This is a genomic window from Marinobacter alkalisoli (assembly GCF_045449795.1).
GTDB lineage: Bacteria > Pseudomonadota > Gammaproteobacteria > Pseudomonadales > Oleiphilaceae > Marinobacter.
The window spans coordinates 24,576-37,073 of record NZ_JBJJLB010000011.1; the positions used below are offsets into that span (position 1 = coordinate 24,576).

The 12,498-nt window shown below is 58.4% G+C and carries 12 protein-coding genes; 3 read left to right on the top strand and 9 right to left on the bottom strand.

All coding sequences use genetic code 11. The features are described from left to right. Positions 1–11: 11 nt before the first annotated feature. Positions 12–311, bottom strand: a complete 300-nt coding sequence (locus ACJO3M_RS03730) for a hypothetical protein (RefSeq protein ID WP_406987752.1) — start codon at positions 309–311, stop codon at positions 12–14. 379 nt (positions 312–690) lie between these two features. Between ACJO3M_RS03730 and ACJO3M_RS03735 the strand changes: the two genes are divergently transcribed. Then, positions 691–2,676 carry an SDR family oxidoreductase gene (locus ACJO3M_RS03735; protein WP_406999832.1) on the top strand — a complete coding sequence of 662 codons (1,986 nt, stop codon included), beginning with the start codon at positions 691–693 and terminating at the stop codon, positions 2,674–2,676. A gap of 58 nt (positions 2,677–2,734) precedes the next feature. Here ACJO3M_RS03735 and rnt read toward each other — a convergent pair whose 3' ends face one another. Together rnt and pyrC are read right to left on the bottom strand one after the other, a co-directional pair. After that, positions 2,735–3,391, bottom strand: a complete 657-nt coding sequence (gene rnt / locus ACJO3M_RS03740) for a ribonuclease T (RefSeq protein WP_406999833.1) — start codon at positions 3,389–3,391, stop codon at positions 2,735–2,737. A gap of 66 nt (positions 3,392–3,457) precedes the next feature. Further along, complete coding sequence (pyrC, locus tag ACJO3M_RS03745; RefSeq protein WP_406999835.1) at positions 3,458–4,495, bottom strand: dihydroorotase; 1,038 nt, start codon at positions 4,493–4,495, stop codon at positions 3,458–3,460. Between the two features lie 215 nt (positions 4,496–4,710). On the opposite strand from pyrC, the gene ACJO3M_RS03750 reads away from it, so the two are divergent. Then, a complete protein-coding gene (locus ACJO3M_RS03750) occupies positions 4,711–5,571 on the top strand; it encodes a flagellar protein MotY (protein WP_406999876.1) in 861 nt (286 codons plus the stop codon). Here ACJO3M_RS03750 and ACJO3M_RS03755 read toward each other — a convergent pair. Beyond that, a complete protein-coding gene (locus tag ACJO3M_RS03755; protein ID WP_406999837.1) occupies positions 5,568–6,494 on the bottom strand; it encodes a histone deacetylase family protein in 927 nt (308 codons plus the stop codon). The two genes, ACJO3M_RS03750 and ACJO3M_RS03755, sit on opposite strands and share 4 nt — an antisense overlap. Positions 6,495–6,697: 203 nt before the next feature. On the opposite strand from ACJO3M_RS03755, the gene ACJO3M_RS03760 reads away from it, so the two are divergent. Beyond that, positions 6,698–9,442 (top strand): bifunctional acetate--CoA ligase family protein/GNAT family N-acetyltransferase, encoded by a 2,745-nt coding sequence (locus ACJO3M_RS03760; protein ID WP_406999839.1) that lies wholly within the window; start codon positions 6,698–6,700, stop codon positions 9,440–9,442. A gap of 22 nt (positions 9,443–9,464) precedes the next feature. Here the strand turns inward: ACJO3M_RS03760 and rdgC are convergent, their stop codons facing one another. The 5 genes from rdgC to ACJO3M_RS03785 all read right to left on the bottom strand — a co-directional run bounded on the left by rdgC (position 9,465) and on the right by ACJO3M_RS03785 (position 12,476). Beyond that, the gene (gene rdgC, locus ACJO3M_RS03765) at positions 9,465–10,394 is read right to left on the bottom strand and encodes a recombination-associated protein RdgC (RefSeq protein ID WP_406999841.1); all 930 of its coding nucleotides are present in this window, start codon (positions 10,392–10,394) and stop codon (positions 9,465–9,467) included. Positions 10,395–10,483: 89 nt separating this feature from the next. Further along, positions 10,484–10,684 carry a DUF2788 domain-containing protein gene (locus tag ACJO3M_RS03770; RefSeq protein WP_406987744.1) on the bottom strand — a complete coding sequence of 67 codons (201 nt, stop codon included), beginning with the start codon at positions 10,682–10,684 and terminating at the stop codon, positions 10,484–10,486. Positions 10,685–10,710: 26 nt separating this feature from the next. Next, positions 10,711–11,481 carry a peroxide stress protein YaaA gene (yaaA, locus tag ACJO3M_RS03775; RefSeq protein WP_406999843.1) on the bottom strand — a complete coding sequence of 257 codons (771 nt, stop codon included), beginning with the start codon at positions 11,479–11,481 and terminating at the stop codon, positions 10,711–10,713. A gap of 12 nt (positions 11,482–11,493) precedes the next feature. Next, complete coding sequence (locus ACJO3M_RS03780; RefSeq protein WP_127331718.1) at positions 11,494–11,727, bottom strand: glutaredoxin family protein; 234 nt, start codon at positions 11,725–11,727, stop codon at positions 11,494–11,496. Continuing rightward, entirely contained in the window at positions 11,727–12,476 is a 750-nt protein-coding gene (locus tag ACJO3M_RS03785; RefSeq protein WP_406999845.1) for a YciK family oxidoreductase, read from the bottom strand. The genes ACJO3M_RS03780 and ACJO3M_RS03785 overlap by 1 nt, the downstream gene beginning before the upstream one ends. Positions 12,477–12,498 lie beyond the last annotated feature (22 nt).

Consider the following 12,498-nt stretch of genomic DNA (forward strand, 5'->3'; position numbering starts at 1 on the left):
CGCTCCGGAAATCAGTGGATTATTGCGTTCTTTGTGCTCTCTGGTTGCTGGTCAAGAGTTTTACGGGCGAGAGAGGCTGCTGTATCAGCATCCAGTTGCCCGGATGCGATGCGCTCAAGCACGGTGCCCATCACTGCGACGGACTGCCGGTAATCAGCAAATTCCGCCTGGAAGGCGTCGTCAATCGCCTGGTAAACCGCCTGGACCTTCTCCTCGCGGGAGCCGGCATCCGCCGTGGTGTCGTTAATGGCTTTCAGGCAGGCCCGGGCGATGGCGATATAGCGTTCGGCGTTGGCGTCGTCTTTCTTCATATACGGGTATCCGGTGTGGAGTGAGTGGTTCGCGTGTTGCGGATGTATGGGCGGATTATGTCATTGCTATAGGGTGGTTTCATTTCTTTCTGGTAATCCGGCAGTTTTTCGGTCAGCTCCAAAACCTTGTGCTAGGCTCAAATTCAGTGTGTCGATTTCAGCGGTGCTTTCTGCGTGCCCGCTTGTCCCGGCGAAAAATGTAGAGTAGTTACTCTAAATAAAACAATGACTTGCAAGAGTAAATGCTCTAAAAAAGTTCGATACATGAGGGTTGCAATTAAGTACAATGCCGGCGCTCCCGAATGATCTAAGACTTTAGTCGTAGACGTTCGGGCTTAAGGACAGATAACAATTGAACAACAGGCAAGGTGGACTATCGATGAACTACTTTCTGACGGGTGGCACCGGATTTATCGGCCGTTTTCTCGTAGAAAAACTCCTCGCGCGTGGCGGCACCGTACATGTGCTGGTACGTGAGCAATCCCTGGGCAAGCTGGACACCCTGAGGGAACGCTGGGGAGCAGACGAGAACCAGGTAAAGGCGGTTATTGGCGATCTGACCAGCCCCAATCTGGGCATTGACGACAAAACCATGGATTCCCTGAAAGGTCATATTGACCACTTCTTTCATCTGGCCGCCGTGTACGACATGGGCGCTGACGAAGAAGCCCAGCAGGCAACCAACATTGAGGGCACCCGCAGCGCGGTCAATGCAGCCCAGGCCATGGGCGCTGGTTGCTTCCATCATGTGTCTTCCATTGCCGCCGCCGGATTGTTCAAGGGCACGTTCCGCGAGGATATGTTCGAGGAAGCGGAAAAGCTGGATCATCCCTACCTGCTGACCAAGCATGAATCCGAGAAAGTGGTTCGTGAAAGCTGCAAGGCGCCGTTCCGCATCTACCGTCCGGGCATGGTGATTGGCCATTCCGAAACCGGCGAGATGGACAAGGTGGACGGGCCTTACTACTTCTTCAAGATGATCCAGAAAATCCGCCACGCGCTGCCGCAGTGGGTGCCGACGATCGGTATTGAGGGTGGTCGCCTGAACGTGGTGCCGGTGGATTTCGTGGTGAATGCCCTGGATCACATTGCGCATCTGGACGGTGAAGACGGCAACTGTTTCCATCTGGTGGATTCCGATCCTTACAAAGTGGGCGAGATCCTTAATATCTTCTGTGAGGCCGGTCATGCGCCACGTATGGGGATGCGCATCGACTCGCGGATGTTCGGTTTCGTGCCACCATTCATCCGCCAGAGCCTGAAGAACCTGCCACCGGTGAAGCGTTTGACCAACGCGGTGCTGGATGACATGGGCATTCCTCCGTCCGTGCTTTCGTTTATCAATTACCCGACCCGGTTCGATGCCCGGGAAACCGAGCGGGTCCTGAAGGACACCGATATTGCGGTTCCGCGCCTGCCGGATTACGCACCGGTGATCTGGGATTTCTGGGAGCGTCACCTGGATCCGGACCTGTTCAAGGACCGTACGTTGCGTGGCACCGTGGAAGGCAAGGTGTGTGTGGTGACCGGCGGTACTTCGGGCATTGGTCTGGCAACGGCCCAGAAACTGGCCGATGCGGGTGCCATCCTGGTGATTGGCGCTCGCAAGAAAGAACGGCTGGCGGAAATTGCAGCCGACCTGGAGGCCCGTGGGGGCAATGTTCACGCCTATCAGTGTGACTTTGCCGAAATGGAAGACTGTGATCGCTTCGTGAAAACCGTTCTGGACAACCACGGTCACGTGGATGTGCTGGTCAACAATGCCGGTCGTTCCATCCGTCGGTCACTGGCACTTTCGTTTGACCGATTCCACGATTTCGAGCGCACCATGCAGTTGAACTACTTTGGTTCCGTGCGCCTGATCATGGGCTTTGCCCCGGCCATGCTGGAGCGCCGTCGTGGCCATGTGGTGAACATTTCCTCCATCGGCGTGCTGACCAACGCACCGCGTTTCTCGGCCTACGTGGCGTCCAAGTCCGCGCTGGATGCGTTCAGTCGCTGTGCCGCCGCGGAATGGTCTGATCGCAACGTTACCTTCACCACCATCAACATGCCGCTGGTGAAGACCCCGATGATTGCACCCACCAAGATCTACGATTCGGTGCCGACCCTGACTCCGGATGAGGCGGCGGAAATGGTGGCGGACGCTATTGTATACCGGCCCAAGCGGATCGCTACCCGACTGGGTATTTTTGCCCAGGTTCTGCACGCACTCGCGCCGAAGATGGGCGAGATCGTGATGAACACCGGTTATCGCATGTTCCCGGACTCTCCGGCGGCGGCCGGTAGCCGGTCTGGCGAGAAGCCCAAGGTGTCCACGGAACAGGTGGCCTTTGCGGCGATTATGCGGGGTATTTACTGGTAGTTGTCCGGTTGGACGATAAAAAACGCCTCCCTCGGGAGGCGTTTTTTATCAACTTGTTTTATTCCTCTGTCTCGCTGATCAGCGGCGGAGGAAACCCTCCCAGTTCCTTCCAGCGATTGACGATGCCGCAGAACAGGTCCGCGGTCTTTTCCGCATCATAGGCTGCCGAATGGGCTTCCTTGTTGCTGAAGGGAATGCCGGCCAGTTTGCATGCCTGCGCCAGTACCGTGTGGCCATAGGCCAACCCGGCAAGCGTGGCGGTATCAAATGTCGAGAACGGATGGAATGGGTTGCGCTTGATGTCCGAACGCAGGGCCGCAGCGAATACGAAGTTGTGATCAAAGGTGGCGTTGTGGCCCACCAGCACCGCGCGTTTGCAGTCGTGGGCTTTGACCGCCTTGCGGATAGGGCTGAAGATTTCACTCAGGCCTTCCCGCTCCGGCACGGCTTCCCGCTCCAGGCTCCAGGGATCGATTCCGGTAAAGTCGAGTGCGGACTGCTCCAGGTTGGCGCCTTCGAAGGGATCAATTTGCTGGACGTGGGTTTCAGTGCGTCTCAGCCAGCCGTCTTCGTCCATGGTCAACAGCACCGCAGCCACTTCCAGCAGGGCGTCTGTCTCGGGATTGAAACCACCGGTTTCGACATCGACAACCACCGGGAGAAATCCCCGGAAACGTCGGGCCATCGGATGCGGTTCTTTGTTTTCGTCAGTCACTCAAACTCCTAGGGATTAGCCAGAATACGGTAAAGAGTACGGGTAAAAAGGTACAGGGTGTCTGGTTCAGGCGCTTGTCAGTTGCCACTTCAGGGTTTCGCCGGCGCAAAGCGGAACAATGGTGCCGTCTGCCAGCGGTAGCTCCGTTGGCATAGTCCAGCTTTCCCTGGTCAGAGTAATAGTGTCGGTATTGCGTGGCAGCCCGTAAAAGTCTGCGCCGTTGAAACTGGCGAAGGCCTCCAGCTTGTCGAGAACGCCCAGCTCCTCGAAAATCCCGGCGTACAGGGCAATCGCGCCGTAGGCGGAGTAGCAGCCGGCACAACCACAGGAGGCTTCCTTCTTGTCCCGCCCGTGAGGGGCTGAATCCGTGCCCAGGAAGAAGCGTTTGTCACCGCTGGCAACGGCATCCCGCAGGGCCTGCTGGTGCTTGTTTCGCTTCAGGATCGGCAGGCAGTAAAGATGGGGCCGAATACCGCCCACCAGCATATGGTTACGGTTGTACATCAGGTGCTGGGGAGTCAGGGTCGCGGCCAGGTTGTCGCCCTTGTGCTGGCGGACGAAGTCGGCGGAATCAGCGGTGGTGATGTGCTCCAGCACGACTTTCAGGTTGGGGAAGGCTTCCAGGGTGGGCGCCAGTACACGCTCAAGGAACACCTTCTCCCGGTCGAAAATATCAATATCCCCATCGGTCACTTCACCGTGGACCAGCAGCAACATGCCGCAATCAGCCATCGCTTCCAGTACCGGGTAAATGTTGCGGATATCGGTCACACCGGATGCGGAGTTGGTGGTGGCGCCGGCCGGGTAAAGTTTGGCGGCGACCACTCCGGCGGATTTTGCTTCGCGGATGTCCTCTGCCGAGGTGGACTCGGTCAGGTACAGGGTCATCAGCGGTTCGAACGGGGTGTCGCCAGCTGCGCTCAGAATGCGCTGGCGGTACGCCATGGCATCGCTGGCCGTGGTCACCGGTGGCACCAGGTTCGGCATGATGATCGCGCGGCCAAAGCACCGGGCGGTGGCCGGTACCACATCGTTCAGGACGGCGCCGTCTCTGACGTGGAGGTGCCAGTCATCGGGGCGGGTGATGGTCAGTTGTTCGGTCATGCGGCGATTCCAGTTCCAGGTCAGCTCGGGCAGATGCCGGTGAAAATTTGGCGGGATTATACCAGATGCCGTTTACGATTGTTTCCGGTGAAAGGCTAAAGAAACGAATCATGCCGCCGTTAAACGGTCAGAAACCCAGATACTGACGGATAGACGCCATGGTCAGACTAGCAACCTTGCTCCCGTATAGAGCTGCATTTGCCCTCACGGTGCTGATGGGGATCAGTGGTACAGCCCTGCCGTCCAGTTTTGGCGCCGGTATCGAAAACAGCCAGTGGTACGTGTCGGAGTCGGTGTTTGAATGCGCCATGGTGCATGAAGTTCCCGGTTATGGCCGCGCCGTCTTCCGTCATAAGGCCGGTGAGGAGCTGTCGTTTTACCTTGAATCGGATACCGCCTTGATGCGTCCGGGCAGGGGCAGCCTGGTGGTGGAAGCACCGGCCTGGCGTCCGGGGACGGCGCCACGAAAAGTGGGGACGGTCAATGTCGGTGAGGGCCGGCGGCCAGTCGCGCTGAGCTCACGTCAGGCCATGGTGATTGCCCGGGGTCTGCTTGATGGCATGACCCCGACCGTCACGCGGGAATCCTGGTATGACCGAAGCCCGGTCCGGGTACGGGTTTCCAATATCAATTTCGCCGGTCAGTACGAAAGCTATCGTGCCTGTACCGCCAGCCTGCTACCGGTTAACTACGACCAGATCAAACGCTCTCGAATCCCGTTTCGTGCCGGCAGTACCAGTCTGTCGGGCGGCGACCGTGAGTTGCTGGACAATATCGTGGCTTATGTGCAGGCGGATTCGACGGTGGAGCGTATCTTTGTGGATGGTCACACCGACAGCAGTGGCAGTCGCATTGATAATCGCGCCCTGTCGGAAGAGCGGGCCAATGCCGTGGCGGATTACCTGATCGGGCAAGGGATTCCCCAGGATCTGATCACTGTCCGCGCCCACGCCGACCAGTACCCGGCTTCCGGGCGCCCGGCGGATAACCGGCGTGCCACCATTCGCCTGCAGCGCCTGGGCGAACGGCCCGACCTTCAGCAGGCCAATGGTTATGAAGCCGGATATTCCGGCTAGTTAACGGCGCTCAGTACTTCCAGGTGGGCATTGACGCTTTCTGCCAATGCCCTCAGGTGGTAGCCCCCTTCCAGGGTTGAGATGACCCGATCATTGGCGTGGTCACCGGCGACGCTGGTGATCATTTCCGTCAGCCAGCGATAATCCTCCACCTCCAGGTTCAGCTCGGCCATCGGATCAAGCCGGTGGCCATCGAAGCCCGCCGACACCAGGACCACCTGGGGCCTGAAATCCTGCAGCTTCTTCAGCCATCCGGCCTCTACGGCTTTGCGGTAGTCCAGTGCCGAACAGTCGGAGGCAATGGGAATGTTGACGATGTTTTCCGGCTGACGGTGTACGTGGGAGTGCGGGTAGAACGGGTGCTGGAAGCTGGAGCACATCAGTATTCGTTCGTCACCGCCAATGATGTCAGCGGTGCCGTTGCCCTGATGAACGTCGAAATCGATGATGGCGATCCGTTCCAGATGATGGAAGTTCAGCGCCCGCATCGCCGCCAGTGCAATGTTGTTGTAGAAGCAGAAGCCCATGGATTTGCTGCGTTCGGCGTGGTGCCCCGGTGGCCGCGCGCAGACAAAGGCATTGGTCACCTGGCTGCTCATGACCATGTCCACCGCCTGGATATTGGCGCCGGCTGCCAGCCGGGCTGCCCGCAAGGTGTCCGGCATCATGGCGGTATCGGGGTCGGTGAAAACGCGTCCACGGGTCGGTTGCATCAGGTCCAGCTGGTGCAGATATTTTTCAGGATGAACCGTCAGCAGCTGGTCACGGGTGATTTCATCCGGGCGTACCCAGTCCAGTACATCACCAACGCCGGAATCGGCCAGGTAACTGATGATGGCTGACAGCCGCTCCGGCGACTCGGGGTGCTCCGGGCCCATGTTGTGCTTCAGGTAGTCATCATGAGAGAAGAAGGCTGTGGTCATACGGGTCCTGACTACTCTTTTCCTGCATGCGTGTGTCCTGCACGCGAGGTTTATGCTTGTATTTCCACCAATATTATCAGGGATGGTAGGTGGTTGCCGTGTTTCTTTGGTCTTATAGGGGTAATCGACATTTTACATCAGGAAACAACCGCCTAAGATAAGGATAGCCTCGTCAACGATTGAAAACAGCAAGGAGTTTACGCTTGAGCACCCGCTATCTGGAAAGTCTCTTCAATCCATCGTCCATTGTGGTGATCGGTGCTTCCGAGCGGGCAGACAACCTGGGCGGCATGGTGCTGCGTAACCTTCTGGGCGGCGGCTATCCCGGCAGGCTTCTGGTCATCAACCAGAACGATTATGACAACGTTCATGGCGTGCCCTGTGTCCGCAAGGTCTCGAAAATGGAGTTCAGTCCGGATCTGGCCATTATCTGTACGCCCCCGGACACGGTTCCGAAAATGGTGCGCCGGCTCGGGGAGGCCGGGGTACGCACCGCCATCGTCATGACCGGGGGCATGTCCCGTACCCACAGTAAAACCGGCCAGCCGCTGATGTATTCGGTACGGGATGCAGCGCGGGAAACCGGAATCCGGGTTCTGGGGCCCAATACCATCGGGCTGATGGTGCCCGCGCGGAGCCTGAACGCAACCTACGCCCATATGGGGGCCATTCCCGGCAAGGTGGCGTTCATTGGCCAGTCCGGCACCGTGGCCAGCTCCATCATTGACTGGGCGTTTGCCCGGGGCGTGGGCTTTTCCTACTTCCTGACCCTTGGCGATGGCATGGACATCGATCATGACGATCTGATCGACTACCTGGCCCAGGACAGCCAGACCCGGGCCATCCTGCTGCACATCGAGAATATCCCCAACCCCCGGCGCTTTATGTCGGCGGTTCGGGTGGCGTCCCGCACCAAGCCGGTCATCGCGGTGAAAAGTGGCCGCACGCCGGAATCGGAATGGTTCGCCCATCAACTACCGGCGGGCCTCCGACGGAGCGATCCGATATACGACGCCATGCTCCAGCGCGCCGGTGTGCTGAGGGTGGATGGCCTGGGGCAGATGTTTGATGCCCTGGAGACACTGACCCGGATGCGCCCCTTGCGCCGGGAATCCCTGGCGATCATGGCCAATGGTGTGGGCCCGGGGGTGTTGGCGGTTGACCGGCTGATTGATCTGGGAGGCGAGCTGGCCAACCTGTCGGAGCACACCATTGAGGCGCTGGCGGAAAACCTGCCGCCGTACTGGACCCGTAAGAATCCGATTGACCTCAATTACGACGCCTCACCGGAGCTGTATGCCAAAGCCATCAAGATCCTGGCCAAGGATCCGGAGGTGGCGAATGTGCTGGTGATGTACGCTCCCAGCCTGACGGAAGACAGCCTGCAGATTGCTGATGCGGTGGTCCAGGCCGCCAAGGGCAGTCGGTTGAACGTATTTACCTGCTGGTTGGGGCAGAGCACCGTAATGGATGCCCGTGATGAATTTTACCGCGCCGGGCTGCCGTCGTTTTTCAATCCGGAAAAAGCGGTGATGGCTTTCATGCAGCATGTGCGTCACCAGCGGGTACAGCGTCTGCTCACGGAAACCCCGGAGTCGTTTACCGATCATTTTGACGACCGTACCCAGACTCGTCGTGTGGTGATGGGGGCCATGCGTTCCGGGCGGATGCATCTGTCGAATCGCGAAGCACGGGAGGTCATTCGGGATTACGGCATCAACACCATTGAGACCATCTACTGCGATGATGTGGAAGAGGTGCTGGAGGCGTTTTCGGTGGAGCGTCGCCCAGTGGATATCACGCTGATCCACGAACAGGCGTGTTATCCGTTTCTGGAGCTGAGCACCGGGCAGCGCCGATTCAAGGGAACCATTCAGAAGCTCAATAGCGAAGCGGCGATCATTGATTCCTGTCGGGTGCTGATGGAGGAGTATCAAAACCATTTTCCGGGCAGCGGGTTCCTCGGCTTTGCCGTGCAGCGCTCCTATCAGCATGTAGGCGGTATTGAATTCAGCGTTGGCATCACCCGGGATCCGGTGTTTGGCCCGCTGGTAGTCTGTGGCGCCGCCGGTGCCCAGATCAACGTAATGACTGATCGCCAGATTGCGTTGCCGCCTCTGAACATGGTGCTGGCGCGAGAGCTTCTGCGCCGCACCTATATGTACAAGCTCCTCAAGGAACACAGCCTGAAACCGGAAGAAGATATTCGGGCGGTGTCTGAAACCCTGGTGACTCTGTCCCAGATCGTGATCGATATCCCTGAAATCCGCGGCCTGGAAATCGCCCCGCTGCTCTTTAACGAACAGGGTGCTGTGGCGGTGAACATTGCCATCGATCTGGCCGACAAACCCGGGCGGCCCATCATCCAGCCTTATCCCCGGGAACTGGAAGAGTGGATCATGCTGCCGAAGTCCGGGCGGCGGGTGATCATCCGGCCGGTGCTGGCGGAAGACGAGCCGGCCCACCGGGCCTTTCATGAGCTGCAGTCGCCGGAGTCCATCCGCTACCGGTTCTTTCAGTATCGGAAGCATTTCTCCCGCGAGGATGTCGCCCAGATGGTGCAGATCGACTATGACCGGGAAATGGTCTTTATCGCCAATGCCCCGAGGGAAGACGGGGAAGGGGAGGAGACCCTGGGAACCGTCCGGGTCTGGACGGACGCCGATAATCTCCGCTGCGAATTCGCCGTCATGGTGCATGACAACATGAAGGGGGAAGGCCTCGGTGTGGCGTTGATGCAGAAGATGATTGATTACTGCCGGTCACGGGGAACCGTGGAAATGGTCGGTAACGTATTGCCGGATAACCGGCCCATGCTGCAATTGGCAGAACATCTCGGGTTCGAGGTCCAGTACAACATGGAAGAGGAAGTGATGGACTTGCGGCTGGTGCTGAATGAGCCGGATAAGGACTGGCAGCGGGAGCGGCTGCTCAAGAGCTCCCACTGACAGTCAGACGGGACACTAGGCTTCAGGCTTCCTCGACAATCGCCGAGCGATCCTCGCCACCCAGGGCTTCCAGCAAGCCCGGAATGAGCCTGGCCAGTTCCAGGGTCATCAGCGCAAACGCCGCATCGAACCTGGCGGCGGCATCATCCGCATCCACGTCGTCCAGTTTCTCCTGCAGGGTGTCGCCAAACTTGAGCCGGCGGATGCCCAGTTCCTCATCCAGCACGAATGACAGGCTGTCGTCCCAGGTGACGGCCAGCTTGGTTACCTGCATGCCGGCATCCAGATGGTTGCGGATTTCGTCGGCCTGCAGGTCCAGACCCTTGCAGCGCACAACACCGCCATCCTCGGACGGATCCTTGAGCTCGCATTCGCTGCCGAGTTCGATGGTGGATGGCAGGTCAACGCTCTCATTCAGCCAGCCGGTGAACGTGAAGGCCGGAGCCTGTTCTACCGCAGGCGGCCTGACGGGCAGGGAACCAAGGCTCTTACGCAGGAATGACGCCAAGTCTTCGGCCTGCTTGGAGGAGCCGGCATCGACTACGAGCACGCCGTCTTTCGGTGCCAGGTAGGCAAAGCAGCGGCGGTTCTTGGAAAAGGCCTGGGGTAGCATTTCCAGCATCACCTGTTCTTTGATTTCGTCCTTTTCCTTGCGGCGAACCTTTCGCCCCTGTTCGGCTTCAATGGCTTCGGCGCGTTCTTCGACCAACTCTTTTACGACAGGGCCAGGCAGGATTTTCTCTTCCTTGCGCAGTGCGACCAGATGGTAGCCGTTGGTGCTGTGCACCAGCATGTCGCTGTGTTTGCCCAGTGGCGGAACCCAGCCCTGGCGCGTGGTTTCCTGGGGACCGCAAGGTTTGAATCCATCGTTCTGCAGCTTTTCTTCCAAAGCTTCAGCGGAAATATCGAAGGGCTTGGTAAATCGAAATACACGGGCATTACGAAACCACATCAGGGTCGATCCTTGTCAGAGTTTCAAAATGGGAAAGGGATGATACGGCCACCGGTCAGTGGCCGTAAAGTGGCGGCGCGGGCGTCACATTACAGCTGCATGATTTCAACCAGAACGGTTTTCACGATAAAGCCGACAACACCCGCGCCCAGTACGGTAAACAGGGCGATGGTACCAAAACGGCCTGCCTGGGATTTCTTGGCGAGATCCCAGACGATAAAGCCCATCCAGATAATCAGGCCGGTAAGTAGTACCAGCATGGCAATCTGGGAAAACACTGCTTCGTTCATTCAATGCTCCGGAAATGCTGACAGGGTTACTGCTCGTCCCGCAGGAACAGCCAGTTGTCCAGGTCGGACTGCTCTTCGCAGAAGTAGTAACCATCAAGGTTGAAGCCTTTCAGATCGTCCGCCTGGGTAATGCCGTTCTGAATGGCGTAGCGGCACATCAGGCCGCGGGCTTTCTTGGCGTAGAAGCTGATCATCTTGTACTGGCCGTTCTTCCAGTCCTTGAACTGCGGGGTGATCAGCCGACCTTTCAGGTCCTTCTTGCGAACGCTCTTGAAGTATTCGTTGGAAGCCAGGTTGACCAGCGCACCGTCATCCTCAGCCAGCAGCCGGTTCAGTTCGTCGGTGATCCGGTTGCCCCAGAATGCATACAGGTCCTTGCCCCGGGTATTCTCGAACCGGGTGCCCATTTCCAGCCGGTAGGGCTGCATCAGGTCCAGGGGTTTGAGCACACCGTACAGGCCGGACAGCATGCGCAGGTGTTTCTGGGCAAATTCGAACTCTTTTTCACTGAAACTTTCGGCATCCAGCCCGGTGTAGACGTCGCCCTTGAAGGCGAGAATGGCCTGGCGGGCGTTCTCCGGCGTGAATGGCGTGTGCCATTGCTGGAAACGCTCGGCGTTCAGTTGTCCCAGCTTGTCGCTGATGTTCATCAGGTTGCTGACCTGATGGGGCTCCAGGGTTTTCAGCTGGTCCACCAGTTCACAGGCATCATCGAGGAAATCCGGCTGGCTGAAGTGTTCAGTTGCCAGTGGACTCTCGTAGTCCAGGGTCTTGGCCGGGGAAATAACCATCAACATGTCAGGCTGTCCTCATTGCAGAAAAGTCAGTAACTGGTCCCGGGTGAACGGCCAGTCCAATTCGGCGCCGGTGTCGTTGCGGCGCAACACCGGAATACGGGTGCCGTAACGCTCCACCAGAGCCTCGGACTGGGCAATGTCCACCACATCGACCGGGATCGGGGCCGGCATGGGAGTGTTTACGAGCAGGGCTTCCGCCAGTTCACACAGATGGCACTGGGATGTGGTGTAAAACAGCAGTTCCATTATTTCGGTTGGGCGTCCAGTTGTTGGCCATTGACGCCTGCGCTGTCCTTACCCATCAGGTACAGGTAGATGGGCATCAGGTCTTCCGGCGCCGGGTTTTGCTGAGGGTTTTCCGCCGGGTAGGCGTGGGCCCGCATATTGGTGCGGGTGGCTCCGGGGTTCAGGCTGTTGACGCGCACGTTGTGGCGCTCGTCATCCAGTTCTTCTGACAGCAGCTGGCTCAGCCCTTCAAGGGCGAACTTCGAGACCGCGTAAGCTCCCCAGTATGGCTTCGCCTTACGGCCGACACCTGATGAGGTAAACACCACTGAGGCGTCGGTGGACTTGCGCAGCAATGGAATAGCGGCACGGGTCAGAAGGAATGGGGCAGTGGCGTTGACGTGCATGACCTGGTTCCAGGTTTCGGGGTCATACATTTCCACCGGGCTGCGGGTGCCGAGAATGCCGGCATTGTGCAGCAAACCATCAAGCCGACCGAAGTTGTCTTCAATGGTCATGGCCAGTTCTTCGTATTCCTTGACCGCCGCGCCTTCGAGGTTCAGGGGCACAATGGCCGGCTTGGGGTGCCCGGCGGCTTCAATTTCATCGTATACGGATTCCAGCTTTGACACCGTCCGACCGAGCAGAATCACGGTCGCGCCATGGGCTGCGAAAGTCTTGGCGGCCACACGACCAATACCGCTGCCGGCGCCCGTCACCATGATGATGCGGTCTTTCAGCAGATCTGCCGGTGCCTGATAATCTTGCATAACCTGTCTCCGATTTGGGAAA

Bases quoted from the DNA above. Each gene is read 5' to 3' on its own strand.
- ACJO3M_RS03730 (WP_406987752.1), bottom strand. From the start codon at position 311: ATGAAGAAAGACGACGCCAACGCCGAACGCTATATCGCCATCGCCCGG.
- ACJO3M_RS03735 (WP_406999832.1), top strand. From the start codon at position 691: ATGAACTACTTTCTGACGGGTGGCACCGGATTTATCGGCCGTTTTCTC.
- pyrC (WP_406999835.1), bottom strand. From the start codon at position 4,495: ATGACCGAACAACTGACCATCACCCGCCCCGATGACTGGCACCTCCAC.
- ACJO3M_RS03750 (WP_406999876.1), top strand. From the start codon at position 4,711: ATGGGGATCAGTGGTACAGCCCTGCCGTCCAGTTTTGGCGCCGGTATC.
- ACJO3M_RS03755 (WP_406999837.1), bottom strand. From the start codon at position 6,494: ATGACCACAGCCTTCTTCTCTCATGATGACTACCTGAAGCACAACATG.
- rdgC (WP_406999841.1), bottom strand. From the start codon at position 10,394: ATGTGGTTTCGTAATGCCCGTGTATTTCGATTTACCAAGCCCTTCGAT.
- ACJO3M_RS03770 (WP_406987744.1), bottom strand. From the start codon at position 10,684: ATGAACGAAGCAGTGTTTTCCCAGATTGCCATGCTGGTACTACTTACC.
- yaaA (WP_406999843.1), bottom strand. From the start codon at position 11,481: ATGTTGATGGTTATTTCCCCGGCCAAGACCCTGGACTACGAGAGTCCA.
- ACJO3M_RS03780 (WP_127331718.1), bottom strand. From the start codon at position 11,727: ATGGAACTGCTGTTTTACACCACATCCCAGTGCCATCTGTGTGAACTG.
- ACJO3M_RS03785 (WP_406999845.1), bottom strand. From the start codon at position 12,476: ATGCAAGATTATCAGGCACCGGCAGATCTGCTGAAAGACCGCATCATC.